Source organism: Gilliamella sp. CG16, from assembly GCF_046635785.1.
Lineage (GTDB): Bacteria > Pseudomonadota > Gammaproteobacteria > Enterobacterales > Orbaceae > Gilliamella > Gilliamella apicola_I.
The window spans coordinates 1-24,921 of the sequence record NZ_JBIDFL010000016.1; the positions used below are offsets into that span (position 1 = coordinate 1).

Annotated in this window: 35 protein-coding genes and 1 pseudogene; 10 read left to right on the forward strand and 26 right to left on the reverse strand. The window is 40.3% G+C overall.

Annotation, left to right across the window (positions count from 1 at the left end):
- The first annotated feature begins 445 nt into the window (after positions 1-445).
- The 7 genes from ACGH47_RS10965 to ACGH47_RS10995 all read left to right on the forward strand — a co-directional run bounded on the left by ACGH47_RS10965 (position 446) and on the right by ACGH47_RS10995 (position 4,326).
- Entirely contained in the window at positions 446-1,606 is a 1,161-nt protein-coding gene (locus ACGH47_RS10965) for an AAA family ATPase (RefSeq protein WP_411623411.1), read from the forward strand.
- A 1-nt stretch (position 1,607) separates the two neighbouring features.
- Complete coding sequence (locus tag ACGH47_RS10970) at positions 1,608-2,531, forward strand: ParB/RepB/Spo0J family plasmid partition protein (RefSeq protein ID WP_411623412.1); 924 nt, start codon at positions 1,608-1,610, stop codon at positions 2,529-2,531.
- A 27-nt stretch (positions 2,532-2,558) separates the two neighbouring features.
- Positions 2,559-2,780 carry a hypothetical protein gene (locus ACGH47_RS10975; RefSeq protein WP_411623413.1) on the forward strand — a complete coding sequence of 74 codons (222 nt, stop codon included), beginning with the start codon at positions 2,559-2,561 and terminating at the stop codon, positions 2,778-2,780.
- On the forward strand, positions 2,764-3,054 hold the full coding sequence (locus tag ACGH47_RS10980) for a hypothetical protein (RefSeq protein ID WP_411623414.1): 291 nt from the start codon (positions 2,764-2,766) through the stop codon (positions 3,052-3,054). Before ACGH47_RS10975 ends, ACGH47_RS10980 begins: the two co-directional genes overlap by 17 nt.
- A gap of 19 nt (positions 3,055-3,073) precedes the next feature.
- Positions 3,074-3,511: a hypothetical protein gene (locus ACGH47_RS10985; protein ID WP_411623415.1), complete on the forward strand. Its 438-nt coding sequence runs from the start codon at positions 3,074-3,076 to the stop codon at positions 3,509-3,511.
- A gap of 265 nt (positions 3,512-3,776) precedes the next feature.
- Entirely contained in the window at positions 3,777-4,148 is a 372-nt protein-coding gene (locus ACGH47_RS10990; RefSeq protein WP_411623416.1) for a hypothetical protein, read from the forward strand.
- Positions 4,149-4,158: 10 nt separating this feature from the next.
- Positions 4,159-4,326, forward strand: a complete 168-nt coding sequence (locus ACGH47_RS10995; RefSeq protein ID WP_411623417.1) for a host cell division inhibitor Icd-like protein — start codon at positions 4,159-4,161, stop codon at positions 4,324-4,326.
- A 475-nt stretch (positions 4,327-4,801) separates the two neighbouring features.
- Here ACGH47_RS10995 and ACGH47_RS11000 read toward each other — a convergent pair whose 3' ends face one another.
- Positions 4,802-5,020, reverse strand: a complete 219-nt coding sequence (locus ACGH47_RS11000; RefSeq protein WP_411623418.1) for a hypothetical protein — start codon at positions 5,018-5,020, stop codon at positions 4,802-4,804.
- Between the two features lie 26 nt (positions 5,021-5,046).
- Positions 5,047-5,259, reverse strand: a complete 213-nt coding sequence (locus ACGH47_RS11005; protein ID WP_411623419.1) for a hypothetical protein — start codon at positions 5,257-5,259, stop codon at positions 5,047-5,049.
- A 190-nt stretch (positions 5,260-5,449) separates the two neighbouring features.
- Here ACGH47_RS11005 and ACGH47_RS11010 point away from each other — a divergent pair, with 190 nt between their 5' ends.
- From ACGH47_RS11010 to ACGH47_RS11020, 3 genes are all read left to right on the forward strand, one after another.
- Positions 5,450-5,773: a type II toxin-antitoxin system RelE/ParE family toxin gene (locus tag ACGH47_RS11010; protein ID WP_411623420.1), complete on the forward strand. Its 324-nt coding sequence runs from the start codon at positions 5,450-5,452 to the stop codon at positions 5,771-5,773.
- Positions 5,763-6,065: a helix-turn-helix domain-containing protein gene (locus tag ACGH47_RS11015; RefSeq protein WP_411623421.1), complete on the forward strand. Its 303-nt coding sequence runs from the start codon at positions 5,763-5,765 to the stop codon at positions 6,063-6,065. The genes ACGH47_RS11010 and ACGH47_RS11015 overlap by 11 nt, the downstream gene beginning before the upstream one ends.
- A 109-nt stretch (positions 6,066-6,174) precedes the next feature.
- The gene (locus tag ACGH47_RS11020) at positions 6,175-6,924 is read left to right on the forward strand and encodes a glycosyltransferase family 25 protein (protein WP_411623422.1); all 750 of its coding nucleotides are present in this window, start codon (positions 6,175-6,177) and stop codon (positions 6,922-6,924) included.
- Positions 6,925-6,932: 8 nt separating this feature from the next.
- On the opposite strand, the gene ACGH47_RS11025 is transcribed toward ACGH47_RS11020, so the two are convergent.
- The 24 genes and pseudogenes from ACGH47_RS11025 to ACGH47_RS11140 form a co-directional block, all read right to left on the reverse strand.
- On the reverse strand, positions 6,933-7,334 hold the full coding sequence (locus ACGH47_RS11025) for a tail fiber assembly protein (protein WP_411623423.1): 402 nt from the start codon (positions 7,332-7,334) through the stop codon (positions 6,933-6,935).
- A 3-nt stretch (positions 7,335-7,337) separates the two neighbouring features.
- Positions 7,338-8,009: a hypothetical protein gene (locus ACGH47_RS11030; RefSeq protein WP_411623462.1), complete on the reverse strand. Its 672-nt coding sequence runs from the start codon at positions 8,007-8,009 to the stop codon at positions 7,338-7,340.
- The gene (locus tag ACGH47_RS11035) at positions 8,002-8,634 is read right to left on the reverse strand and encodes a phage tail protein I (protein ID WP_411623424.1); all 633 of its coding nucleotides are present in this window, start codon (positions 8,632-8,634) and stop codon (positions 8,002-8,004) included. Before ACGH47_RS11035 ends, ACGH47_RS11030 begins: the two co-directional genes overlap by 8 nt.
- Positions 8,635-8,648: 14 nt before the next feature.
- A complete protein-coding gene (locus tag ACGH47_RS11040) occupies positions 8,649-9,791 on the reverse strand; it encodes a baseplate J/gp47 family protein (RefSeq protein WP_411623425.1) in 1,143 nt (380 codons plus the stop codon).
- Positions 9,788-10,123 (reverse strand): GPW/gp25 family protein, encoded by a 336-nt coding sequence (locus ACGH47_RS11045; RefSeq protein WP_411623426.1) that lies wholly within the window; start codon positions 10,121-10,123, stop codon positions 9,788-9,790. Before ACGH47_RS11045 ends, ACGH47_RS11040 begins: the two co-directional genes overlap by 4 nt.
- Positions 10,124-10,286: 163 nt before the next feature.
- Positions 10,287-10,703, reverse strand: a pseudogene (locus ACGH47_RS11050) (phage tail protein); the annotation flags it as partial.
- The gene (locus ACGH47_RS11055) at positions 10,700-11,341 is read right to left on the reverse strand and encodes a phage baseplate assembly protein V (protein WP_411623427.1); all 642 of its coding nucleotides are present in this window, start codon (positions 11,339-11,341) and stop codon (positions 10,700-10,702) included. The gene ACGH47_RS11055 and the pseudogene ACGH47_RS11050, both read right to left, overlap by 4 nt.
- On the reverse strand, positions 11,342-12,514 hold the full coding sequence (locus ACGH47_RS11060; protein ID WP_411623428.1) for a phage late control D family protein: 1,173 nt from the start codon (positions 12,512-12,514) through the stop codon (positions 11,342-11,344).
- Entirely contained in the window at positions 12,507-12,713 is a 207-nt protein-coding gene (locus ACGH47_RS11065; protein WP_411623429.1) for a tail protein X, read from the reverse strand. Before ACGH47_RS11065 ends, ACGH47_RS11060 begins: the two co-directional genes overlap by 8 nt.
- Positions 12,713-14,674 (reverse strand): hypothetical protein, encoded by a 1,962-nt coding sequence (locus tag ACGH47_RS11070; RefSeq protein WP_411623430.1) that lies wholly within the window; start codon positions 14,672-14,674, stop codon positions 12,713-12,715. The genes ACGH47_RS11065 and ACGH47_RS11070 overlap by 1 nt, the downstream gene beginning before the upstream one ends.
- 171 nt (positions 14,675-14,845) lie before the next feature.
- Positions 14,846-15,154, reverse strand: coding sequence for a phage tail assembly protein (locus tag ACGH47_RS11075; protein WP_411623431.1), 309 nt, complete (start codon positions 15,152-15,154; stop codon positions 14,846-14,848).
- A gap of 27 nt (positions 15,155-15,181) precedes the next feature.
- Positions 15,182-15,685 (reverse strand): phage major tail tube protein, encoded by a 504-nt coding sequence (locus tag ACGH47_RS11080; protein WP_411623432.1) that lies wholly within the window; start codon positions 15,683-15,685, stop codon positions 15,182-15,184.
- Between the two features lie 5 nt (positions 15,686-15,690).
- Positions 15,691-17,133: a phage tail sheath family protein gene (locus ACGH47_RS11085; protein WP_411623433.1), complete on the reverse strand. Its 1,443-nt coding sequence runs from the start codon at positions 17,131-17,133 to the stop codon at positions 15,691-15,693.
- The gene (locus ACGH47_RS11090; protein WP_411623434.1) at positions 17,133-17,360 is read right to left on the reverse strand and encodes a hypothetical protein; all 228 of its coding nucleotides are present in this window, start codon (positions 17,358-17,360) and stop codon (positions 17,133-17,135) included. Before ACGH47_RS11090 ends, ACGH47_RS11085 begins: the two co-directional genes overlap by 1 nt.
- A gap of 38 nt (positions 17,361-17,398) precedes the next feature.
- Complete coding sequence (locus tag ACGH47_RS11095; protein ID WP_411623435.1) at positions 17,399-17,959, reverse strand: hypothetical protein; 561 nt, start codon at positions 17,957-17,959, stop codon at positions 17,399-17,401.
- On the reverse strand, positions 17,959-18,549 hold the full coding sequence (locus ACGH47_RS11100) for a phage tail protein (protein WP_411623436.1): 591 nt from the start codon (positions 18,547-18,549) through the stop codon (positions 17,959-17,961). Before ACGH47_RS11100 ends, ACGH47_RS11095 begins: the two co-directional genes overlap by 1 nt.
- Positions 18,550-18,554: 5 nt before the next feature.
- Complete coding sequence (locus tag ACGH47_RS11105) at positions 18,555-18,863, reverse strand: hypothetical protein (protein WP_411623437.1); 309 nt, start codon at positions 18,861-18,863, stop codon at positions 18,555-18,557.
- A complete protein-coding gene (locus ACGH47_RS11110) occupies positions 18,856-19,305 on the reverse strand; it encodes a hypothetical protein (RefSeq protein ID WP_411623438.1) in 450 nt (149 codons plus the stop codon). The genes ACGH47_RS11105 and ACGH47_RS11110 overlap by 8 nt, the downstream gene beginning before the upstream one ends.
- A 42-nt stretch (positions 19,306-19,347) precedes the next feature.
- On the reverse strand, positions 19,348-20,391 hold the full coding sequence (locus ACGH47_RS11115; RefSeq protein ID WP_411623439.1) for a major capsid protein: 1,044 nt from the start codon (positions 20,389-20,391) through the stop codon (positions 19,348-19,350).
- A gap of 12 nt (positions 20,392-20,403) precedes the next feature.
- Positions 20,404-20,781 (reverse strand): head decoration protein, encoded by a 378-nt coding sequence (locus ACGH47_RS11120; protein ID WP_411623440.1) that lies wholly within the window; start codon positions 20,779-20,781, stop codon positions 20,404-20,406.
- Positions 20,781-22,247, reverse strand: a complete 1,467-nt coding sequence (locus ACGH47_RS11125; RefSeq protein ID WP_411623441.1) for a S49 family peptidase — start codon at positions 22,245-22,247, stop codon at positions 20,781-20,783. The genes ACGH47_RS11120 and ACGH47_RS11125 overlap by 1 nt, the downstream gene beginning before the upstream one ends.
- A complete protein-coding gene (locus tag ACGH47_RS11130; protein ID WP_411623442.1) occupies positions 22,244-23,842 on the reverse strand; it encodes a phage portal protein in 1,599 nt (532 codons plus the stop codon). Before ACGH47_RS11130 ends, ACGH47_RS11125 begins: the two co-directional genes overlap by 4 nt.
- Positions 23,842-24,084 carry a DUF6148 family protein gene (locus tag ACGH47_RS11135; RefSeq protein WP_411623443.1) on the reverse strand — a complete coding sequence of 81 codons (243 nt, stop codon included), beginning with the start codon at positions 24,082-24,084 and terminating at the stop codon, positions 23,842-23,844. Before ACGH47_RS11135 ends, ACGH47_RS11130 begins: the two co-directional genes overlap by 1 nt.
- Positions 24,085-24,089: 5 nt before the next feature.
- On the reverse strand, positions 24,090-24,921 hold an 832-nt coding region (locus ACGH47_RS11140; RefSeq protein ID WP_411623444.1), incomplete at its 5' end, for a terminase gpA endonuclease subunit.

A 24,921-nucleotide genomic window follows, 5' to 3' on the forward strand; every position in this document is an offset into this window, starting at 1 on the left:
ATCACACTTATTAGGTAACAGCTTAATTAATAAAACGCGCGTTTTATTAATTAAGCTGTTACCTAATAAGTGTGATAACGGTTAATATGTTACCTTTAATTAAAATAATTTAAAAATATGTTCCCTTTTGTATTGACATTTAAATGTGTACCCTATATTATTAAATCATTCCGTAAATATGTTCCCTATGAGCGAAACATGAAACGGAATTAAAAAAAATATATTTTTTATATTTGTAACGATGATTTATAAAAATGTAACAATAAAAACAAATTAAATTAATATATTGTTTTTAAATAATATTTTTGTAACTCTCGTAAATGTTACAAATTCAAAAAATTATAATTAAAAAATCACAATAAAAAAACTTTGCTTATTTTGTGTTGTTTTGTTTTTTATAGGCAAAATAGGTTAAAATAGGCAAAATTAAAAATTAGGAGGTTTTATGTCATTAAAAGAAGCTTTAGAGCTGTGTGTGCAACGTGGTCAGATAATGACCACGCAAATAGCCAGAGCGCAATTTGGTAGTGATGCCCCTGAATCGCGCGTCATAACTCGTCGATTCGGTATAAAAGAAGCGGCTATTCTAGCGGGTGTATCTGAACCAACAATAAGAACCGCTGAAGAGGTAGGAAAGTTGCCGAAACCCGACACAATAAGGGCTGGGAGCATTGCCAGACGAGCGGGTTATACAATTTATCAAATCGATAATATGCGTGAGATTTTTAGTACTCGACCTACTCGCCCCGCCGATAGTGAACCGGTTGTTATTTCGGTTTCAGTTAATAAAGGTGGTGCGTACAAAACATCGTCGAGCGTCCATATTGCTCAATCGTACGCACTGCAGGGCTATCGTACATTAATTATCGATATGGACCCGCAAGCCACTGCGTCGTTATATCATGGCTATGTTCCTGAATTGCACATAACTGGTGATGACACTGTATTGCCGTTTATGTTGGGTGAGAAAAATAACCTAGCGTATGCAATAAAGCCCACGTGCTGGCCACAACTCGACATTATACCATCGTGTCTTGAATTGCATAGAATTGAGAGTGAGGTATATATAAATCACGATGAGGGAAAACTTAACACAGATCCACATCTACTACTGCGTGCAGGAATTGAAACGATTTGGAACAATTACGATATTATTATTATAGATAGCGCACCGACGTTGGGGGTTGGTACTGTAAATTTAGTTTGTGCAGCAGATGTAATTATTGTACCAACACCAGCAGAGCTCTACGACTATGTTAGCTCGTACCAATTTTTCACTATGCTAAATGACGTAATGAGCAATATAGATTTAGGTGGTTTTGAGCCCGACGTTCGAGTGTTAGTAACAAAATACAGCAACGCAACGGGTAGCCAGAGCGAATGGATGTTGGAACAAATAAGAGGTTCGTGGGGTGAAATGGTGCTGAGTGAAATAGTTCGAACAACTGACGAGGTCGGTAAGGGACAGGTTAGGATGAGGACCATATTTGAACAGGCAGCCGACCAACGCAGCACGTCATCAGCATGGAAAAACGCGGTTTTGATTTGGGAGCCAGTGGCAAACGAAATATTAAATAAATTAGTAAAACCTCGATGGGGACTATAACATGAAGCGCACACCAAAAATTAATTTTGACAATACTGAACAAACAGCAACAACAGCCGTTAGTCGCAACACCACGCCAACTGTTGCAAATCTGTCACGACGGGCTGCAAATATTGCACCAGGTAATACCATTGTTTTATCTGTACTCGGGCGAGACGTGACGTTAACCTGTAAAAAAATTGACGCTAAATTTGTTGATAAAAAAACAACAGTATATTTGGATAACGTCAGATTGCAGGAATTACTCGATGAGGTCTCTCTGGCTGATATTATTCCAACAATGACTGAATCAGGCCAACAGTACCCAGCTATTGGACGGGAGATAAACGGGGTTATAGAGATAGCTGACGGTAGTCGGCGTCGTATGGCAGCGATTATCACAAAACGGAGTTACACTGTGCTGGTTGGTGATCTAACTGATCGAGAAATGGACCATTTGTCTGAAACCGGTAACGAATACCAACAACCTAGCGCATACGAGTTGGGCGTGAAATACAGTCGGCGTCTGCGCAATGAATTTTGTGACAATTTAACCCACCTAGCCGACGATCTGAAATTGGACAGAAAAACAGTTAGAAACTATATAGAGACAGCAACGCTACCAATAGAAATGATTAGATGTTTTAAAACGCCGAATGAAATTAGTCTGCGTGCTGGCGTACGACTGGCAAAATTATATCAACAACATGCTGACGCTCTACTGATGACCGCGAACGAAATAATAAAACATAAAAATGAACTCACAACCGATGAGATTTTTAAAAAATTCGAATCCGTACAGCCACTACCAGAACAACCAACTAAACGTATATTTAGTGACGGAATCACTGCAAAATACGGAAACAATATAGTTACGTTTTCGCTAAAAAATGTGCCAGACGAACTAATAAAACAAATTGAAGAAATATTAGAAAAAAATAAATAACTAAAAAACCACTAAAAGGAGATAAAAATGTTTGTTGTTGAAATTCTACGCGACGATGAAACGCTGGGTATAAAATCCGGAGAGCTATACAATGCAACTCGTTATCCGTATGACGAGGGAAAAATCATTCTGGTGTCCAGGATACCGGACGGTTACGACCCGTCGTGTACCCAATATTTTCATAATGTAAAATTAATTCCTCCTCATCAAATCAATCACGGAGGGGACAACCATGAAAACAAAAATTAACACTTTATTTATCGGCGGGAGCTACAACTCAGAAATAAAAAAAATACCTCAAGTTAATTTGGCCGCCGGTTTTATTGATTTATATCCGAATAGAAAACCTGATGAATTTGTCGACTATATTTTAGAATCTGATATCGAACCAGAACAACAGGAACGTTATTACGTTACAAAAATGAGGATTGACGATAATGAACCTGCTGTTTACGTAGCGATAGAGCACAACAAATTGATGTTGATAGCTAGAAATGAACTACCAGCAGTCTGTGTTGAATAAAAAATTAGGGATATAAAAAATGAACGAGTTTATAACATTAAATCAAATTGATACAAAAACACAAATCAATCTGAATATTGACGACGTAATTTCGTTTCACGAATTCGAGAAAAACAACAAAAAATTGACTGCGATTTATATCAGAGAACCGGGGCGATCAATAAATATATTTTTTGCTGAGGAAATGTACGAAACAGTAAAAAAATCAATAGAAAAATTAACAAATAGTTTTATAGAGTTGACGCCGTACGATACAAAAATTAATTTATCTGCGTACAACGTAAACAATTTTTCGTCGTTAGAGAGGAGCCGGCGGCGTGGCGAATTGGTTACTGTTATTTGTTTAAAAAATATTGATAACCTAATCAATTTTATGCTAGTTCGTGAACCGTGTGAAGCCATAAAAAAACTAATTCAATCGACTGATGATACAAAAACAAATAGGAGTCTCAAATGAGCAATTTTATAGAGCTAACAACGTCTGACGGGAAAATAATATTAAACACAAACAGCGTTATCAAAATTAAATCGATTAATTCTGTTAATAGTAAATTAAAAACCTGTATTTTATATATGAACGGTGAAAAATCGCGGGATTTATGGGTTACTGAGGATTACGAATATATAAAAAATGAGCTATATGTAACCTCTAGACCGTAATATATTCAATAGTTATTAATCAGCCCGAGACGGTCAAATTGACCGCCTCACAAATGAGAGATTTGACACACAAAATCCACAGAATATCTGAGCAATTCAATTTCAGCCGAGCGGCTAATGCGGCGATTTGGTTTGCTATTCGATACGTCACTGGGACACCGTCCCCAGCCGATTTTGATGTTCGACACCTGCCAATAATAGCCAGCGAGTGCAACAGAATAAACGCAATTTTAACTAAATATACCTCGACAATAAAACAGTGTGAGCGGCGCATTATTGCACACGCAATACGTAAACGCGAATCGATTGACGAGATCCTGAACACTGTTAACAGTGAAATAACGTCAATAGAAAATTTGACCGACGACGAACTGATAAATTCAGTAAAACCGTGCCATAAATTGGATTCAATCGATATTGTTGGTCAAAAATAGGAGGGTTGCAGTGTTTATTTTTAAATTTATCGGTATTAATCGGATAGATCGGTCCAATACAATAGTAAAATTAACCACAATTGCAACCACCGAGCAGGAGGCACGACGGCAGTTCGCTAGAAATTATGTTTTGTTTTTTTCTGCACGAATAAAAACGGAGGCGTTCTATGGTGTATAAAAATTCATTTAACGCCCGTTTTGAATTACTGGAACAAAAATTACAATAATTTCACCAGCTGCTATTAAAAATCAAACATGGAACACAAAACGGTGAATCGATAACAAAATTTCGACTGGAAATTGCGTAGGCTGTCGCACTGTGCGAGGTGTGCCAAAATTTAAAACGCGATATCTAGTACGCTATAACGAAATACACTGATATAGATATAGAACCGGAGAAAAAAAACCATGACAGACGTCAACAACAACACAACGAAAAATATAACAACAAATAATGTAAAAATCGAGCCTATTGACAATAAATTGGGGCAACTACACGCCCTGATGAACGTCATTCAGAACACGCTGGAAACACCGAACGGAGACATTTTTAACGATGATATAGCGAAATTGATGGAGGTGGGAAAAAATTTGACTGACCGGTGCAGGGTTAAATTGCACAATAAATAAAGAAATAAAGCCCCCTTGGGGCTTTATTGGTTTTGTTCTATCTGTTTTATATCACTATCGAGCGATTGCCCGTCGGTTTTGATTGCGCGCTCAATAATCGATTTAATCGTTTTACAACTAACGTTGTAGGCTGAAAAAATGTCGTCGGCGACCCAATTTTTCCATGTCACATTATTGCTACGGCGGCTGTTGGCGCTCTCTACGTCGCGTCTGATTTCGTTTAATAGTGTTAATTTGCTCATCATTCTCTCCTAATTACGTCCGTAAATTATTCCGCTGAATTATAAAATTTCAATTCCTCGATTTTTACCCCTGCTGCTCTCAATGTGGCCAAATTTTCTAATAAAAATTTTTCTACTAATCGAGCCGCTAAACCACTGTCGTTACTAAAATCGTCGCATAACGATTGGATTGCGTCAGCCGCGGAATCTATTTTTTTTGTAATTTCTGCTAATTTTTTATCAAATTCGTTAACGTTCATTTTTTCTCCTGTTTTGTTTATTTCGTTTCAGTGACTACACAGTAACTCTGGTGAAATTCAATGTCCAGTGTTTTTTGTATCAAATTTGATATTTTTATCAAATTTGATATTTTTTATTTTTTTGATATTTTTTTGTTGACAAAAATATCATATTTAATATAATTATAAAAAATGATATAGGGATACCGAAATGTTTAGAATAGTTTTGCACGACGATTTAGAGGCTGAAATAATGGGGCTACCTGCGGAATTACAGGGGAAAACAATCGATTTGATTGAAAAATTACAAACGATTGGACAGCTCAGAATGCCGCACAGCAAATCGTTGGGAGGCGGATTATTTGAAATTAGGGTTATTGAACGCAATAATATAGCTCGAACTCTGTATGCATACCAACATTCGAAAACGATTTTTTTGTTACATGCGTTTGTCAAAAAAACGAACAAAACGCCTGCTAACGCCCTAAAAATTGCCAGAACCCGACTACAGGAGATGATTGAAAATGACAACTAGAAAAAAACACAGCACGACGTTCGAGGAACTCAAAGCAAAAGTTTTGGCTAGCCCGGAGGCGAGAGCCGCCTATAACGAATCACAAAAAACGTGGAAATTGAGGGAGTTTCTAATTCAGGCGCGTGAACGAGCGGGTTTTACACAAACCGATTTGGCTGCACAGTTAGACGTGTCGCCGTCAAATATCAGTCGAATTGAAAATAACCCAGATCATGCCAATATAAAAACAATTTTTAAATATTTGGACGCGTGTAACGCGGACGTCGATTTTGTAATACCTGGTAACAAATAATGATCGTTTATAATAGGTTTTGTCAAATTATTATATTGTCAATTAATTGAATTAATTATATATTTAACAATTATTGATATTGTAAATTGTAATTGAGAATTGTTAATTGATGAAAATATTTGTAATAAATTTGAACCGATCTACCGGTAGGCGGAATAGAATTACTAATTTATGTAAAAATTTAAAATTAGATTTTGAAATTTTTACAGCGATTGACGGACGTGAATTGGACGAGGATTTTATACGCAGCAACGTTTACGACTATAAAAATTGTTTTTTGACGCGTGGCGAAATGGGCTGTGCGCTGAGCCACATAGGTGTGTACAGGGAAATAATAAATAGACGACTGCCCTACGCACTAATTATCGAGGACGACGCCGTCCTCGATAGTAGAACAGTTGATTTTATGAGTGCGTTCGAAAAAAAACCAAAAAACGGAATTTTTTTGCTAACTGGTGACGTCGAATACGCAAAAAATAAAAAAATAAAACTTGGCGATTTTGATGTTTTCCCAATAGCTAAGGCTATTCGCGCAACTGGCTATATTATCACGTTAAAAACCGCTCAAAAAATGATTGATTTTCTAATGCCTATCAGATACGAGGCTGATATGTTCGAAATTTTCAGAACCTGCGGTGACGTAAAAATTTACGCCACCCTGCCGCATCTAATAGAAACTAACGACCGTGATAAATGCGACTCCGCGTTAGAGGGTGATCGAAAACTGGTTGTTGCTGATCGAGAACGCTACCGGCAGAAATTGTACGAACTGGAAAAACGCCCTAAATCCAATTTTATTGTTTCGATACTACAAAAATTATCAAAAAAACCCAAATATAGACACTACCACCAGTACTAAAATAAACGTTAATTCGGTGGGAGCGGAAAATCAACATCAACATCAGCACTGTTAACGTCAACGCGCGTTAACAGTACCCTGTACCGTTTCCACAATTTCAATTGATCAGCCTCGCCCCCCTCACACATATTGAGATCAATTATATCCTGTAAAATCTCTATTTTTTTGTTAGCAGTTTCCAGTAATTTTTGTTTTTCTAATTTATTTTTTGCGGTAATTTCCTCAGGGGTTAAAACGGGTTTCGTTGCAATGGGATTACCGTGTTCGTCCGTGCGTATAGCATACCCAGCAGACTGTAGTTCCAATAGATTTTTATGGTGTTCCGCGGTGATCTCAATTGAATTTTCTGGTATTTCGCTGATATTAGAATCGTAAAACCCGTTGGTAATTGAATTGAAAAATATGGTCATTTTTTATCTCCCAATGGCGACTATCTGGACTGACGATTGTGTGTAGTTGTTGCCGGTTTTACCCCAAATTCGTACAGACGAGGTCGAATTAGGGATTGCGCTGGTTGTGTGACACCCGCTGTACGCGTCACCGGCGATCGCAAAATAAAACACTGTCGGGAACGTTACAGGTAGCGAAACGACTGTTCCGGTCTCTCCGTGACTCTCATTGTAATTGGCTGTAAATTTTTGAATAATTAGCCCGTCAGCTCGTCGTAAAACTACCCCGCCGTTGTTTAGGTCATATCTATAATCGCCCAGTGTTATTACCCCCGAATTATTAAATACGGGACGTTGTTGAAATTTAACTAAATCGACAACATCGTAGACGGCTGAGTTTTTGTTGAGCTGTTTCTGCGCCGGTAAAAAATTCTCCAACAGTTGCTGTTCTGTTAGTGCGTCAAAATCGGCTGCGGACAGCTGAACGTCGCCTATTTTGCCGTTGACGCTCTGAACTGGCACGGTTGGAATTAATTTAGAAACATTTTCAATCTGTTTTTTTAAATAACTGGTTCGATTAGCCAACTGTTTTGCTTGCAAATTATCAATACCGTCTTCTCCACCCATGACCGGGTCTGTTGTTTCCAACTGATAAATACCTGGTTCCCATTTTTCGTTTTCTTTTACATTAGCCATTTGCTATTTCACCTCTATTGTAAATCCCGTTTCTATGTTCTATTTTTCCATTATGACGCATCGCTGCTGCTCGATAATCCAATTTAACTAATTGACAGCGTTCCGGAGCATATTCCGGAATTGCGCGTTTTAATAATTCTGCTAAATCATTAGTGATCGGTTCATGAAAAATTATGCTATAACACGGCCACGTCAAACTAAAACCACCGTGATTTTTATATCCATTTCGATTGTGAGAGCCGTCACGATAGCGAATTCCCACTCCCTCGATAATATCAACCTCACCAAAACCAAGAACGCGGATAATGTTGCGGACAGCCCACGGAGTTCCTTTTTTTTGATGTAATTTTGTCGCGATTTTTAATAACTCGCGTTTTGCAGTTAATGATTCTGCTAATTTCCACAGCCATTCATGAGTTAACGAAAAATGCCATGCCAGCGTAGACAACAGAGGTTCTTCGACGGTATCTATTTGTGAATAGATACCAACATTTAAAAAATCGTGCTCAGTTTGTTTTATGTGGGCGTCTATTGATTGGCTGATATTTTGAATTGTTTTATCATGATTAACGCTGCTCGGCAGCATGTCATTAAACCGCATTTCATTTAGTGAAATGCTAGACATATAATTCCTATTTTTTATTCAGATTCGGTACCGCCAAAATTAATACGGTTTTGATTTTCAACAAACGAACAAACCTCGTTATCAGCTAATACGCGATAATTCATTCCGGTTATTTCAATTCGTTTTGCTCCAGCTGATTTGCATCGATGAATCAATTCATCAGGGTTTATATCTCGACCCATTTTTGTTGACTGCCAGAATTCGTATTCAGCAATCGCTCGTTCGATATTTTTAGCAACGATTGATTGCTGTGATAAATTAGTGTCTGATAGATACCAGGTAATCGAGTAATTTTGATTTACAGAAACAGCCGGCTCGACGTCAACTGTGTCGGTTAACGGTCTGATTTCGTCGTCGTTCAATATTTTTTTTACTAACGCTATTTCAGTCGAATCAACTGCCGGAATTGTTCCGTTAGTTAATAAAACACTGACTCGAACAACGCCCGGACTCGTGCGTTCCACTGAAACGTCAATAATATTTTGGTGAGCTGATAGCGCGTGATATCGATACGCGAGTTTCGGGCCAGCAACTGAAAAATTTTCCGGTGCTAACGCGATTCGTTCTCGATACGCTGTGTCGTTTTCGATATCTGCGCCGCCAGTGGTTTTTGTGATATTTTTAACGTCTGTTATATACGCGACTGGGTCCACAAATTTATCAATCTGGCCCGTCTCAATATTATTAAATTGATTCCCTGCTGTTTGACACTGAACGTTAACCGACGCTGATAACGATCCTGATCTGATTTTAATTTCTGCGAGTGTTTCAAAAATTGCCACACCGTCACTGGTAACACGCGTTCCTGCTGGAACAACAACGTCAAATTCTAATTGCTGATTTATTGAAAATTCAACAACACAACCCGCAAACGATTTATTCCTACGATACGTTGCCAACATAGCGCCGATATGATCTAAATGAGGTCCTGTTGCATATCGTAGCAGTGTTTGCTGTGCTGCAATATTGTAAATGTTGCGTTCATGTGCAATTCGATACGCCAATGTCGTTAGAAATAACCTAACAGGATCACCCGGATACAGCACTGTTTTGGCAATTCGCTGATAATCGTCGATAATCTGTTGTTCAATTTTTTTTGCGTCAGTATCGGTGAAATTCACGTCGTCCAGACGCATCAATTCATTGTATGACGTCATAGCAATACCCCGTTTTTAATTTCAACCCTGACAACGGGTGTTAACACTCCGCTCATTGAGTCGTTTTGATTTGTAGTAAAATCAATTTCAACAACGTTGACACGCGGCTCGTGTTTCTCAATTTGATTTATAATTTCCTCCCGATATTTGACCATTGCCTGTAGTTGCGGGGTATCAATTAAATCAGGATTTAAACCAAAATTGCGATCTAAATATAGTGTTCCACGAATTGTTGTTAAAATCAGCCGAATATTCTGTACAATTTCGTCACGCCCTCGTGCACCAATTTGTATATTGCTGTCGTCAGCAGAAACTACTAAACTATTCGTCACTGTTATCCTCCTCGCTGACTGGTGTTAGTGGTCTGTCGGTTGACGGGGGAGGCGATCCTGGTAATCGCCGTGGTCCACCCCGACCGGTTTCGCTCCTCATAATCTCGTCCTCTCGCAGTGCGGTCGACGCGTTATTTGAAAAAACAGCGACGTGTTCTGTCAGTGTTAGAGTAACCTCGGCAAATAAAATTTTGCCGTTTTTCCCGACGTGTGTCAGATTTTCCTCAAATTCACGTAACGTAAATATCCCCAGATTGCGAGACCCTATAATCAATCTGTTTGCTGATCCGGACGATTTTATTTTGTTCAATAACGCCAGATCCCGTTCTGGTGCAGCGTACGTTCGGTTCAGTTGAATATTAAACGTGATCTCGTCTAGTGTTTCCCCTGTGAATTCGGAGACTGGTTTTTTCCCGGCAACCTCGTGATCCGCAAAACGAGCTGCCGAACGTCGAGATAGTTCGTCAAACGTTTTGATATTTTTAGCACTAACTGTAAAAACAATATCCCCGTACGCCCCAATTCCGAACGAGAGACCAAAATCGTTAAAATTAAATTGATTGGAGTTACTCACAATCATATATTTGACCCCGAAATTTTACCAGTAGCTGACACGTTACCCCTAACTGACAAATTGCCGTCGGTAATTAAAATATCGTTAGTTGACGTTATTTGGCCCGTTATTGTCATATTTTTAGAACTAATTTGTGCCACAACCTCACCACCTGCCACGACTGTCAAATTTCCGGTAATTGTCACGTTTCCCGCTAACTGAATATCGGGGCACACAACTGTTGCAGACGTGGCTGCGTCAACAATCGCCGTAGATGTTGTTTTAATTTCAACTGGGCCGCTCACGTCCGCAGTTAACGTGCTAGTTGCGGTGTTGTAATTTAAAACAGTGCCGTCCTGGAACGTCCAGTTCACAGCGTTATCGAGAGAATCTATCGGAGCTGGATTTTTTTCGTTGTAAAACGTACCAACAATAAATCCGGCGCTGTTCCCTGTCGGCATCATAATACACAATGCATTACAGCCGACATCTGGGGGGGCCTGATATCGATTTTTGTTGGAATTGCTAACCAAAATATGTAGATCATACGACACGATATTATCAATATCAGAAAACTGTACGCGTGCGGTGTTGTTTTTATTAACTGAGACAATTACGCCCCAGCGAATTAATTGTTTTAATTCAGATAAAATTGAATTGCTCATCTAGTAACCTAAAATACCCCTGATTGATATTGATGTTGTTAGCCCGCCCGAAACTGACCACGAGTGTTGAACCTCCTCAATAACCCACGTACTACAGTCCCAGACTCCAAATCCGCTAACACCGATTGTTAGCCCCGCGCGTAAATACAAATTTCCAACGTACGTCAGTGTTCCGGTGATCTCACGAGAATTTTTCCGCCTGAGGCACGATTTGGCTAGGTTTTCCGCCTCAGCTAAACTGCTGCATCGCTGGTTAATTTTCAGAATTTTTCCAGTTTTTGGGGCTGTAATTTCATTATTTGGATTGGGTTTCGGGCGATTTATTACCATTCGAGTTTCTGGGTCTATTTTTGTGCCACCGCCTGACGATTCGCTCGACCCCATTACACCCGATCGCCCGTTTGGTGCGTACTGATACGTAACCAATTTTCCAGATCTGCTATCCAAAAATTGAACCTGACACGCTGAATAAATATCGGCACTCGACGCACGAAATGAGTGGTTTATATACCCGTCCGTGTTTTTTGTTAGTGTCAACGAAATCATTTTGGCGTCGTACAGTCGATCCTGGTACACGATGATTTTTCCGTGCGAGAGCCTGACGTTAACACCAACGTATTCTGCGATTTTTAACAGAAATTCGAGGTCCGACTCGTTTTTTTGGTCAAATCGATCAATAACCGGATCGTAATCGCTGTCAAAAAAAACACTAAAACTGTGCCTGCCAGCAAATTCGGCAACCAGTGTAGACAATTTGAAATTTTCCCATGCCTGACTGTGCAATTCGCCACGAATATTCGACGTAATACCCACTGATAGTGCCCCAATTGAAAATATCGACGCTGGGCCACTGTCGGTTAAATCGTCAATTTCAAAACTGCCACAGTCGAGAACGTGATAGTCGTTGGGCTGATTCCAGTTTTCGGTAATTATCTGTGCGTGTAGTGTCGCCCCTCGTTCAGGGAACCAGTCGTTTGACCAAATTCCAGTTGAATTTTCAACAGTTATATTCAGATCGTCTGATTCGCCGTTTTTCGCCCGTTCGGTAAACGAAAACGACACAATAAAATTGGATATATCGTGTGTTATATCGACGCTGTCGTACGTTAATATTAGACGTGTTTTCCGCGCGGCATTATTAACAAAATTAACAAATTTATCATTATTAATCATCCCACGGGGCCCTCATTGAATTACTGTTGACGCGAGGTGTTTCTGGAATAACTAACTGAATGCCGGCAGTGAAAATTATTGTATTCGCGTGAGCGGGGTTTGCCGAAATTAATAATGACATTAATTTTTCACTGCCGTAAATATCGTGCGCCAAAATATCCCACGTGTCACCCTGTCTGGTGCGGTAGGTCCAGATCATCAGAACACCCCTATTCGTTTACGCTGATACAAATAATTGTTAAATTGTTTTTCAAATTCCACGCGCTCACTAGCAATTAACTGGTGCAATTTTTTAATCAGATCGTCGTCTGATGCGTTTGAATTTACGGTAATTGTAGGTGAAAATGTTGGACTAAACGAGGTGGATGAGCCGCCGGGCGTTCGCGACGACAATTCACCAACTAACTGACCGAATTTATTGCCCTGGTTTTGATTATTTAAATTCAGCCCCATTATCCGGGCAGATTCAATTAATAATTTTTTCCCACGAGCGGGTTTTGTTAGCGGGATGATGGCCTCAGGGCCGTCCTCGCCGATCTCGGCAATTTGCCGTTGACGGACAATAGCGCCGTTCGCGTGGTGCGCATCTACGTTGTCGTCAATACCAGCGTCTCTGCGGATGAGGTCTACGTCAATACCGGTTTTTTTAAAACCCGATTTTAACCAGTCGGGTATCCAGCCAGTGAACGTGTCTATCACGTATTTTTTAATCGATTTCCACGTGTTCACAATACCGTCAGCAAACGACTGGATAAATTTTTTCCCCTCGTCAATTAGGCTGACGCCGGTAAAATATTTAAATATCCCGTCGATCGCGCCCATAATCCACGACACAGGATTAAATTTTTTACATAAATTTAGAATTCCGTTGATAAATCCGTCATCAAACAACGATTTTATGCTATCGAATTTTTCGGAAAAAAACGTTTTCAGACCGCTCCACATATTTTTTAAAAACGCCACAACCTTATCCCAATTTTTGTACAATGCATATCCTGCGCCAATTAATAATCCGATCGCTGTGATAATCATTCCGATAGGATTTGCCATTAACGCCAGTCCGAATTTTATAACGATTGGAATCAATGCCCTAAACGATTTGCCTAGAACCAGCGCGGCGGTTGCGGTCGAATGGATCCATTTCGCAAATTTAATGGCCTGCAGTGTTACAATAAATGCTGTTGCGCGTTTCAGTACAGGCAACCAGCCCCCCGTCGCACTAACTGCCGTATCCACACCGGCAGCAAACGAGGAAATCCCACTAAAAACGCCCGCCAAAAATTTTTTAATTTCAGGTAGGGACGATCTCAATTTATTTAACCAGTCCGCAAATTTAGTGGCGATTAGCTCGCGGTTAGCACTGATCCACTGGGCAAACGATTTTAACAGCGGGCTGATAATCGGTATTAGCTGTTTTCCAATTGTATTTTTTACCCCAATAATTGATTTTTTCAGTAAATCTAAATTATCACAAAATTCCGCACTCGCTGCTGCGTCTGCCTGGCTGAACGTTACGCCTAACTCGTCTGATTGTTGGATTAAATTTTTTATAGCCGTACTGCCGTTCTGTAACAGCGGGATCATATCCGCACCAGATTTGCCGAATACGGCGACGGCCAGACTTGATTTGTATACGCCCTCCGGCATTTTTTTAAACGTGTCCGACATCTCCAACATTATTTGATCGGCCGATTTCAATTTGCCCGCACTGTCACGAATAGAGACCCCTGCACGTTTGAACGCCAGCTCGGCATTTTTGTTGCCCGAGGCCGCCAGCGCAATTTGCTGATTCAGTTTCAATAAATTCGTGCGAAACGTGTCGGTGGATACGCAGCTCATATTGGCAGCGTGACACCACTGACTGAGGGTTTGTGCGGATAAACCAGATTTTTGAGACATTTTATCAAAATTGTTGCCAGATTCCGCTGTGTTTTTGGCTATCAATAGCAGCGCAGGGGCGATACCAGCCAACCCAGTCAACAGTGTTTTTTTGAATTTTTGGGCAGGACCAGCTAGCCCACTAAAACGCGCGTTTAATTTGTCCGCGGCGCGTTTCACATTTTCTATCTGCTGAGACGCCTGTTTAGTTGCAGCGATCAGTGTCCGGTCTGTGCGGCCTCTCATCACCCAGGACAGAGACAAATTAGACGATTTTGACATTTATTTTCTATCACCCTGATTTAGCTGTTTGTTTGTCGATTCTGTTGGTCACGGAAATCCAACGAATTAGCTGGAGGAGTGGGAGCTGCAAATAAAAATCGTGACCCGTTTTATTTGCACGTGATAATGCTATAACTGCGGTTATGACATCGTCAGCTGAAATTCGACCCACTACGACATCAAAAAATTTTGGGTCTCCCTGGTGATTGCGCTGAGATCCCTAATTGAAAATTGATTCAGCGCCTCAAACGGAATTTTGGCTGCACGCGCTGATATGTGCATCAGGTACGTTTTATTGAATTCCGCCAACCCCGCCACAATTTGGCCCGATTTGGCTATTTCAAATTCGGCTGTCGTGATATCGTTGCCGTTGAGGCTGTAAAAATCGAGTTCAATTGCTGTGTAACAAATACCGTTTACAGTAACTGGGGTGGTTAATTCGTATTTTACCACATCGTTTTTTGTTGTTGTGTTGCTCATATACATTCCTATTTAATATTTAAAAAATTACAGCCCTATTGCGCTGCGGACGTCTGAATTTTCGTCTGCTCCGTTGATTCGATATATAGAATTCAGTGGATCAATTTCAATTACGTCCTGACCGTCGTAAATTTCACGATAATACAGAACCGAAAATTCGATCGAGCGTTCCTGAAATTCGCCCGGAACGAATTTACCTATCGTGTTGGTTTTGGGTATTGCCCGATAAACCAATTTGTGTTGCCGGACGATCAATTGCCCCGTTTTGGGGTCGGTATCCTGAATTGCCCCCCACAGTTCAATATGCTGGGCCGATTGCGTTAGAATTTTGTGAATTTGCGGTGTAACATTGTTAAACGTCAATGTCATCGACATAGGCTGAACCAGTGATTTTACAGGGACCTCAACAGATCCACCTATTCCCGCGCCCCTCATTTCTGCAACAACGGCTGAAATTGCTGGGGCGTCGTGCTGAGTGGTACCGAGAAAATCGTGCCCATCTCTATAAATTTTATAATTAATTGTGGCCATTTTTATTACCCAAATAATGTTGAAATGTAGTCTGGGTCGTATTCTAGGCTGAATTTAATTCGTTCAGCCGGCGACTGCGTACCCCAGTTAATGTGAAATTGAACCATTCCGTCCATTAAATCTAATGTACTGTTTTCGCTCTCTAAAAACTCGATACGTCCTCCGAGTATGTAGCCTTTTGCTGTGTAGCTATTTAGATTAATTTGCTCACTGTTCATGATTGTTTGAGCTAGTCTGTGGCCAATAGGCTCGTCTACTTTTTGCCACCACGTTAAAATCAGTTGATTACCGTACCAGCCAAACATTCGACGATTAGGAATCATGGTGTCTTTAATGTCGGTAACATCAGGAAAACACGCTGTTCTATTGCCCCATAATTTCCATCCGCCAATAAAATTTAACGCTGTGACAATTCCGTTTGAGTTTAAATAATTTGCCTCCTCTAGATCGAGCCATAGCTCATTAACGTTGTCAGCAGTAGCCGCTTGCATCTGCAGTAATTTATTTGACGGGCTTGCGTATGGCACATCATCGTGATTAGCGTCAGTGTCAGCAATAACACCTGCACACAACGTTGATAACCTGATAATTTGATTATTAAATACCGCGCGTGGCCAACAAATTATTAAATCTTCCTGAACTAGATTATTTTTAATTTTGTATTCAGGGACACGAGAATAATCAGTTAATGACTGAGGTAAATCAGCAACAGCAACGGCTCTAAAAATGCCGTTAATTGAGCCAGATTTAGTTGCCATGATTGCTGCAACAGCCGGATTATCGCTAAATCCAGGTGCACAAATAACGCCAGGTAAAACTCGATACTGAGAAAAAACACGATCGACGAGCTGAATACCTGTTGTTTTGCCAGTATTAAAATCAACACCACCAATACACTCGTTTACTGTGACCAGTTCGGGCGCAGCGTACGTGTACGTGACGTTGACGGACGTCGCTGTTTTTAATTGGCCTGTTTTTGATATACTGATTTTCCCAGTAATTTTATTCAGCGAATAATCAATACCCTCGACGCACTCAATTCCGTCAGCTGTTGTTAAAACACACTGGATCAAATCGTTGTTGGCTAATTGACCTGTCAGATCGTCTAGCGTTACCGTTTCGTCTGTGACGGTTTTTTTGTGAACTGCGGGGTCGAATATATTTATAAACACCACAGGCGCACAGGCGTACAACACGAACATAACGTATGCAGCCTCTGATAATCCCCATTTTTCGAAATCGTCGTTTTGTGTATAACCGAGTGCGCGTGCGGCTGCGGCATTATTATGACACAAAACCACATCGCCGTTTTTGGCAGCTTGTGATTGATCTGATAAACGATGAATTGGAGCACAGCCGATAAAAACAGGAATCGAGGCAGATATTTGTCGAGCAGGAATGATTGAAGTTGGAATTTGCTTAACTTCAACACCATGATAGAAAGACATTAGTTAACTCCTTTTTTACCGTTAATATAATTCTGATAAACATTTTTATAGCACTCTGCTAAAAATGTATTACCGTTGCGAATACCTGTTCTGGACTCTGCCACGTCATCAATAGAAACAAACAATGCTGCAAAATTGGCATCGCTCTGTTGCCGTGTTGCGATTTCTGGCGATGTTGATCCGTTAAATATTGAACCTGTAGTTATAGTGATGCCCTGACCCGACATTGTCGGACCCAAATAAATTTTTTGAGACATAAAAACCTCTATGAAAAAGTTTGATTTAGTTCTGTTTTAGGAACGTTAATTTTTCGCTGAAACGTAGTGATAGCAACAGCAGCAAAATACGGCGCATCAGCCTGTAGACCCGCCTCATAGGGGTCGATGGATTTTGGCAAACCGAATGTTGATCTAATTTCATCATCGTGATAAAAATAATTTTTACCCCAAAATTGATATTTTTTAATAAATAGAGCGATTCTATCAATTAAATTAACGACCTCTTCGATTCCTCGTTCGTATTTTTCGTAACTATCTGAAACATGAATGCCACAAATAATTGCAATGTTAATAATTTGCTGACACGGCTCATCATTAGATAACGAAATCTCTAATGGACGAATTAAAATAAACGGTACATCGCTGTCGGTTTTTTGTTGAGTTCCTGCGTTTGTCGGCATTGACCCCATTTTGGCGGGCAGCTGACCGATCATGATATTAGGTTTAGCTCGATGTGATTGATTTACATCTGGATGCTCCAGATACCACGTGTCCAGCTCATCATTTAATCGTGTTTTTAATTCGTCGATTAATAAATATGATGACATTATCTAGCCCCCGTTTTATTGAGCCATCGTTCCATTTGTTGATTAAATCGTGTTGCAAACCGTTCTTGTGCCTTAGACTGAACAGTATCAGTGATATGTTTCCGACCGGCAAATTGCGGTATTGACGGCCCAAACAATTCCTGCAGTTTTTCACGTCCAGATGACGTTAAAACACCCCGTTGTCGTTCAAAAATTCCGACATGTCCTGATTTCATCGTCGCAACGAATGCGTGCTGAAAAGTGATAGTTTTTTGACCTAGACTGACCGATAAACTACCTAAAGATAATCCTTTTTTGCTTTTTTTTGGTTTTTTAAATTTGTATTTAAATTTAGCTAAACCGATAGGATTACCCGTGATTTCGACACGCGCATTATGCGTTTGCCCTGAAGCTCTTGCCTTGATAATAGTAAATGCCGAAAAAACTTTTTTTCGTACGATTCCGCTTTCTTTGACTATTAACTTTGTACCGTCTGTGCGCATCCCAGCTAACGCACGATTAGTTGCATCAGCCAATACTTTATCAGTATTTTTTCCCAGCTTTTTTAAAACTGAACTGCTAATTCGTGACTGACCAGCGTCAATTTTCATCGTTATCATGACGTTAATCGCTCTAATCGAATAACTAAATCATTTGTTAGCTTTTGAACTGATGCAACTCGCCACATCTGTCCGTCGATGTTAACGCGTTCGCGCGATGTCGGCGCAGGCGACAATGAGTTAATATCACAACGATAAATAACGGTTTCTGATTCAATACCGTGAGTGAACTGGGTTGATTCAGTTGGTGTTTCGTCAACAACCGTCAACGGGTAGCCGTTCCACTGAATCGAAAATGCAAACTCATTTTTGTTAAAAAACACGTTTGCATTGTCCAATTGCAGCTGTTGTTTAAAATTACTCATCACCTAATTCGTCATCTTGTTCTGCTGTGAATTCGATTGCGCGTGCTGTTAATTCTGATTCTAGCTCGCCACGTGGTAATGCGCTAATATCAGCGGGAGTATTATTTTCTATTGTCTCTCTCAATTTTAAAACTAATTTTTGTAATTCGGCTAAATTCGATTTTTTATCAAAAACAATCCCTGCTGCTGTTAATTCTGTCTGGCACGCCTTTTTGGTCATTTCAGCTACTAACAAAATATTATTTGAATTATTTTGATTTGTTGGGTTGTTGTTACTATTTTCTGTAACGAATGGCACACAAGTTTCGGCCGCGCCGAGACGGATTAATCGTTCAGCCTCCTGTTCAGTAATATATTCCGGTATAGCTAAAACTGTGTCAGCTGGATATTCGTCGTTATTATGAAAAACGGGGCCAATTAATTTTATATATTTTTTAGACATAAAAATCCTTAAAGGTGGGGTCATGTCCCCACTTTAAATTTGCTAATTAGACAACACTCGCGCGCTAATAAATGCGTCGACCTGATACAGATTAGGTAGCGGTGCCGATTCTAGTTGAATATAACGAGCGCTGCCGTCCTGTTCCAGCCACGAATGAGGAAATCTCGGCATTGCCTGTAACGAGTGTAAATTTTGAATCATGCCATATAGCATTTGACAACCAGCTGATTTGCAACCGACGAGCACAGCGTCATCAGGTATCAATGGGGTGGTATTACCTGTTACTGGATCGGTAAATGTTTCATTGTATGAGAAAATAGGTATGTTGGACGGAGCTAGGTAACCATGAAATCTAACCCCCTGATCTGCTAATTGTTGATTTTGCTGAATATTAATTTCACCAACATGATAGTTTAGAATATCTAGCCGTTTCTGAATTTTTTCATTATCAATAATTGCGCGGACGGCTCTTTTACCGCAAATTATAATTGTTGGGGACATGCCTGTTCGCTCACCAATTTTATCAGACCAGTCATCGAGATCGAACATCGGGTCACCCCCTCGATCCCAACATTTATCTCCTGACAGGAATATTTTTTGACGACCCTGTGTATAGCCCAGATCTATTTTAAAATCTCCATCCTGCCCTTTAACAAAAATTTCACCTTTTATTAGAGCCTGAGCGGCCATAACCTCCTCTAGTCGAACTATTCGAGAATCTAGGTCAAATAATCGTTCACCTAGTAAACGTTGCTCTCGTTGGGTCGGGGTTAGTGGTTTAGTGTAATCCTCACCAAAAGTTCTTGTAACAGTGTCGTTTGATCTAATGCTTTTAATTTCTTTTGTGTAGCAGGGGGCAACTGTTTTAGTTTGAAACCCTGCATTTTCAACCAGCCGCCCTTTTGATAGAGGGTGGACATATGCAGCAATATCGCGGTTACCTTGTTTGATATCAATATCAACTTTTTCAGTTATAAATGTTTTAACTGTGTGAAAAAATGTGTCTAATAAAAATCGACGCGGCACAAAAATTTGTTCTAACGCAGCAACTAATAGCCGCGGTTTATAAATACTGTTTTCTGACATTTTATTTCCTATTTAGTCGTTAGTTGTTGTTGCTGATGTGTCAACAAAATAAATCCCTTGTTTGCGTGCGGCATCGATATGCTGTTCGAGCGTATCGTTACCGCCAAAAATCAATTCTCGTTTATTGAATTCCCCAGAGAGATAAACGACACCAAATATACGAGAGGTCTGAGCGGAATTAGTTGTGTCAACATCGTGAGCTAAAATTCCGTAAACCTCGTTGGTGTCAGCATTAGAACTGTCAACTAACGTACATTCTCCGGTCGGTGTTTTTGCTAATACTGAGCCTCGTTTGTAAACAAAACCAGATTTTAAAAAAACCTGTTCAGTTGTTTGATGCATGTAACCAGCAATCAGATTGTCTGGTTTAAATTCATCTAATTTTTGCATTATCGTTTACCTCCGTTCAATAAAGCTCTTGCGCCCGCGGCCACATTTTGCAGGAACGATTTTTCATCGGACATTGCCTCTTTAGAGGCGGTTCCCGTTGATACAGGTACTCTGTAACCTGCATCAGCAGCATAACCATCTGATAGTTTTGAGCGTTGCTGTTGTTCAGCTCTCAGAACCGCATACGATGTTTGTTCTGCTGTTAATTGCTGATGATACTTAGCACTACGAATTAGTTTGTTATGGCCGACGATGTTCAAATCGTCGATACTAGCGATTCTGTTTCGTTCGCGACGAGCACCGCGTTTAATGATTGCACGATAAAGATTTGGCTGTTTACGAGCTAGCGCATTAATTGCTTTTTTAGCTGCTGGACTCTCTTCGTCATCGTCCTTTTTTTCATCTTCGAAATCATCATCGTCTGATTCGTCGAGCTTATCGTTATCGTCATCTTCAGCATCTAAATCTTTCTCATCTTCATCTGCTGACTGTCGATCGTCTTCAATGTCATCCGCGCCTTGTTTATCTAATTCGTCGTCTTCTGACGCTCGGCCAGACGCTTTCAACGAAAAGTTTTGTTTATCTCGTTTTGCTTTAACACCCATATTAGGTACTCCATTAATATTGTTAGTATTTTCTGTTGATAGTTTTGCTATTACATCGCGGAAATTACTGACCTCATCAGCCATTCCAATCATCACCGCCTCATCAGCTAAAAAAATTCCACCCTGACCGAAATTGGACATAACTTTATCTCGCGTAACATCTCTAAATGCTGCAACGTCATCGATAAATATATCCGCTAATCCGTCAATCTGTTTTTGTAATTCAGCTCGACCGTCATCTCGCGTTGGATCTAGCCGTTTATTTGGAGATTGAGACGAAACAACCTCGTAATCAGTTAATCCTGCCGCAGCCCTAGCTGCGCTATCGTCTGTCCATGTTGCGACAACACCAATACTACCGAGAGTGGCTGTTTTATCTGCGTAAATACGACCTGTTGCTGACGCTATCCAATACGCAGCAGAACATGCTGCGCCCTGAACGTATGCTATGATCGGTTTTAATTCGCACGCCTCGTCAATATAATTAGCTAGTTCATGCGTTCCTGTAACCTCTCCACCAGGTGAATCTATTCGCAAAACAATAGCTCTAATTGAATCATCGTATAACGCATCATCCAATTGACGTTCGAGCATCTCTATTGATGTCGCACCGCTAACATCTGAGAACAGATCCGCACGAGTAAAAATTGGACCAATTACATCAATAACAGCAATATCTGTAATATCGTCATTATTTATTACTGATAATGATCGTTCTGATTTTATTAATGAAACTAATTGAGGATCTGAGTATGTGCGGCTTGCTATTGATATAATTTTTTCTAACGCATCGGGCCTAATAGCCCACGGAGTTTTATCTATAAATGATAAAACCCTACGGCATTGTTTTTTCTTATTCACTGTTCATTATCATCCTCATCATCATTTTTTTCTGATTGGGCGATCGGTTGAAATGTTGACGTGTTCAAACTAACGTTTAAACTACGCATCAACGCCTCCTCCCTTGCCTTCTCTTTGATTACACTCTCAAAATCCTGACCGTTTAACTCAGCGGTGGCTCTTGTTCGTGAACTAAATCCATATTCGACAGCTTTATTGGCTGCTTCATATTCTTTACCTGGATCAAGTTGTCCTGGTGTTGGACCAACCCATTGGGCAGCACAATACGCTGCTCGAATAGCCGGGTCAGACAAAAATCCTGGTGCATTTACACGCCCTTTAATAACCGCTTCTGTAAGAAACTCTTCATACGCTGGCTGGCAAAAATTGCTAATAATAAAACTACGTTTAACCCTAAACATTTTCCACGCCTCAAGCAATGCCGCTCGGGAGGCGCTGTAACTTGACGAAAAATGTTTAATCAAAATCTCAAATGGTAATTCCAGCGCCATGCCAACCTGTTTCATTGTTGCAACAAAAAATGGATCGAATTGGTTACTAGGACGAGCGGCATTAACCACCTGCAATTCCTCACCTGGTGCGCCATCAATAAATGTTCCTGTGCCTAATGTGTAGTCGTTTGTTTCCCACGGTTTTGGCTCATCCTCATCGCCATAATCAATTGGCACATCGTCACTAGGCGGAGGTCGTTTTATAAAAACCGCTAGCAGAGCATTAACTACCGCAGCGGCTATTTCTGCCTCAGAATATTTTGAAATTTGTTTTATCGTCTCAATAACAGTAGCTAAAATTGGTATACCCCTTGCCTGATCTATACGCTCGTGTTCCATTACGTGCAAAACATTTCGACGACCAGTTTTTGCACCGTAGTATTCAATTCGCTCCCATGAAGGGGCACTCAAATCTAGCATATTACCTGGATGCGGTGTTCGTATGTGAATAGCAACAGGTATGCCGTTATCGTCATATTCAATACCGCCAGCTATTCGTTTATCGTCTGGCATATCGTTTGGATTACAAACACGATCAGCCTCTACCAATTGTAATTTTATATCGTAAATTGAGCCCTGACGTTTAACCCACGGCATCAGAACAAACACGTCACCAGAAACCTGTTGAGATACACTGACTAATCGCTGAATTTCGTTGAAATTTAATTTGCGTGTATAATCACAACTCAGCTGGCTATTTGCCCACAACAGAAATTCACGCTCAATCGTGTCGGAGAGGATTTGAGCCTCCTCGTCAGTAATACCCAGAACCTCAATATCGGGCACGGAGCGTAAAATTAGACCAGTCCCGATAACGTTGGTGTTTATTGTGCTAATAGCCCCTCGTGCAGCTGGTGCGTTATTATATAAATCACGACATCTCTCTCGTAAAATAGGCAAATCACTCAACATTGAGCTGTTAGCATCATTACCGTTCGTCACCCAATTTTGCATTGACCGTTTATTCGTTGCACCAGTATACGAATTACCGCCTCGAATAACATTACGAACGTAGGCTCCAGCCTGAATTCTAACTAAATCAGCCGTTCGTTTCGCTGCCCAGGACGGGGAAACGATCGATATAAATTTTTCAATTAATCTCATTAGTCCCTCACGTAAACTGTCCTGAATTTTCGAGCACTGCGACCGTTTAATGACGCCAGTTTGTTTTCCCAGTATTTACGCTGTTTCACAACATCATTGAGATTGGCGCGAGTTATTGTTTTTCCAGATATAGAATATGACTGAGCACCAGCTAGAATAGCAGTTTCTGCATTTAAATACAGATTAAACATATGAGATGCTAACTGTCGTTGTGTCATTGATGACAAATCTATTTGTGACATACAGTTTAACCTATTGATATTCCTCCTCGTTTTCTAACAGTTCGGAGTTTTATTTTGTTTTTTGATTTCTGATTATTTGAAACGATTGGTACCTGAGGCTCAATTGCGGCATGTGCCGGTGGCGTTTCAACTGTTGCACTCATGTTTGAACGTTTCACATAATTAGAACGTTTTGCGATCCGCGTCCAATCCGGATTTAATATTCGAATTGCAGCAGTGGCATAAACACGTAAATCAAAAGGTTCATTTGCAACACCCTTGGGTTTTACCCATTCGCGTACCAACTTTCCTTTTTTTACATTGATTGTTAATTTTTCACTCGTTAGACCTGCATAATATTGCGAATCATAACCACGATTTTCATCATCAGAAAAATGACAATAACCGGCAGACGGACTGTCTTTTTTTAGTCGTTTTTGAACCAAAATTTTTCCCTGACTAACTCCTAAAACAAATAATTTACATTTGTTTTTTGTGTTGCGTGAGGGTTTGGACAACAATGGTCTATCAAATGTTGATGCACCTTTAACTGCATAGACTCTAAATTTATTTAGTGGTTTTGTGTATGCATAAACCTCGTCAGTCCACCATCCACCGGAGTCAATAACTGTGCATGCAATACGGAGTTCAGACCCGTCTTTGCGTTTATAAACTGATCTGCGCAGGTGATCGACTTGTTCCCATATCGACGGTCTACTTTCATCATTGTTTGTCAGAACGGATAAATCACCGTGCAATTCTCCATATTCAATACCCCACGACTCCTCATCAATCCCCCAACCACAAATCTCGTACGCTAACCAGTCCTGCTGCACGTCAATAGCCAATGTTAGATAA

Excerpts from the sequence above, each read along its gene's own strand:
- ACGH47_RS11110 (WP_411623438.1), bottom strand. The coding sequence starts at position 19,305 with ATGTCTAAAAAATATATAAAATTAATTGGCCCCGTTTTTCATAATAAC.
- ACGH47_RS11075 (WP_411623431.1), bottom strand. The coding sequence starts at position 15,154 with ATGAGCAACACAACAACAAAAAACGATGTGGTAAAATACGAATTAACC.
- ACGH47_RS11120 (WP_411623440.1), bottom strand. The coding sequence starts at position 20,781 with ATGCAAAAATTAGATGAATTTAAACCAGACAATCTGATTGCTGGTTAC.
- ACGH47_RS11085 (WP_411623433.1), bottom strand. The coding sequence starts at position 17,133 with ATGTCTTTCTATCATGGTGTTGAAGTTAAGCAAATTCCAACTTCAATC.
- ACGH47_RS11100 (WP_411623436.1), bottom strand. The coding sequence starts at position 18,549 with ATGAAAATTGACGCTGGTCAGTCACGAATTAGCAGTTCAGTTTTAAAA.
- ACGH47_RS11080 (WP_411623432.1), bottom strand. The coding sequence starts at position 15,685 with ATGGCCACAATTAATTATAAAATTTATAGAGATGGGCACGATTTTCTC.
- ACGH47_RS11105 (WP_411623437.1), bottom strand. The coding sequence starts at position 18,863 with ATGAGTAATTTTAAACAACAGCTGCAATTGGACAATGCAAACGTGTTT.
- ACGH47_RS11035 (WP_411623424.1), bottom strand. The coding sequence starts at position 8,634 with ATGTCTAGCATTTCACTAAATGAAATGCGGTTTAATGACATGCTGCCG.
- ACGH47_RS11025 (WP_411623423.1), bottom strand. The coding sequence starts at position 7,334 with ATGACCATATTTTTCAATTCAATTACCAACGGGTTTTACGATTCTAAT.
- ACGH47_RS11030 (WP_411623462.1), bottom strand. The coding sequence starts at position 8,009 with ATGGCTAATGTAAAAGAAAACGAAAAATGGGAACCAGGTATTTATCAG.
- ACGH47_RS11070 (WP_411623430.1), bottom strand. The coding sequence starts at position 14,674 with ATGTCAAAATCGTCTAATTTGTCTCTGTCCTGGGTGATGAGAGGCCGC.
- ACGH47_RS11010 (WP_411623420.1), top strand. The coding sequence starts at position 5,450 with ATGTTTAGAATAGTTTTGCACGACGATTTAGAGGCTGAAATAATGGGG.
- ACGH47_RS11060 (WP_411623428.1), bottom strand. The coding sequence starts at position 12,514 with ATGATTAATAATGATAAATTTGTTAATTTTGTTAATAATGCCGCGCGG.
- ACGH47_RS11015 (WP_411623421.1), top strand. The coding sequence starts at position 5,763 with ATGACAACTAGAAAAAAACACAGCACGACGTTCGAGGAACTCAAAGCA.
- ACGH47_RS11020 (WP_411623422.1), top strand. The coding sequence starts at position 6,175 with ATGAAAATATTTGTAATAAATTTGAACCGATCTACCGGTAGGCGGAAT.
- ACGH47_RS11130 (WP_411623442.1), bottom strand. The coding sequence starts at position 23,842 with ATGAGATTAATTGAAAAATTTATATCGATCGTTTCCCCGTCCTGGGCA.
- ACGH47_RS11135 (WP_411623443.1), bottom strand. The coding sequence starts at position 24,084 with ATGTCACAAATAGATTTGTCATCAATGACACAACGACAGTTAGCATCT.
- ACGH47_RS10980 (WP_411623414.1), top strand. The coding sequence starts at position 2,764 with ATGAAAACAAAAATTAACACTTTATTTATCGGCGGGAGCTACAACTCA.
- ACGH47_RS11000 (WP_411623418.1), bottom strand. The coding sequence starts at position 5,020 with ATGAGCAAATTAACACTATTAAACGAAATCAGACGCGACGTAGAGAGC.
- ACGH47_RS11065 (WP_411623429.1), bottom strand. The coding sequence starts at position 12,713 with ATGATCTGGACCTACCGCACCAGACAGGGTGACACGTGGGATATTTTG.
- ACGH47_RS10970 (WP_411623412.1), top strand. The coding sequence starts at position 1,608 with ATGAAGCGCACACCAAAAATTAATTTTGACAATACTGAACAAACAGCA.
- ACGH47_RS10985 (WP_411623415.1), top strand. The coding sequence starts at position 3,074 with ATGAACGAGTTTATAACATTAAATCAAATTGATACAAAAACACAAATC.
- ACGH47_RS11095 (WP_411623435.1), bottom strand. The coding sequence starts at position 17,959 with ATGTCATCATATTTATTAATCGACGAATTAAAAACACGATTAAATGAT.
- ACGH47_RS10975 (WP_411623413.1), top strand. The coding sequence starts at position 2,559 with ATGTTTGTTGTTGAAATTCTACGCGACGATGAAACGCTGGGTATAAAA.
- ACGH47_RS11090 (WP_411623434.1), bottom strand. The coding sequence starts at position 17,360 with ATGTCGGGTCAGGGCATCACTATAACTACAGGTTCAATATTTAACGGA.
- ACGH47_RS11115 (WP_411623439.1), bottom strand. The coding sequence starts at position 20,391 with ATGTCAGAAAACAGTATTTATAAACCGCGGCTATTAGTTGCTGCGTTA.
- ACGH47_RS11040 (WP_411623425.1), bottom strand. The coding sequence starts at position 9,791 with ATGACGTCATACAATGAATTGATGCGTCTGGACGACGTGAATTTCACC.
- ACGH47_RS10965 (WP_411623411.1), top strand. The coding sequence starts at position 446 with ATGTCATTAAAAGAAGCTTTAGAGCTGTGTGTGCAACGTGGTCAGATA.
- ACGH47_RS11055 (WP_411623427.1), bottom strand. The coding sequence starts at position 11,341 with ATGAGCAATTCAATTTTATCTGAATTAAAACAATTAATTCGCTGGGGC.
- ACGH47_RS11005 (WP_411623419.1), bottom strand. The coding sequence starts at position 5,259 with ATGAACGTTAACGAATTTGATAAAAAATTAGCAGAAATTACAAAAAAA.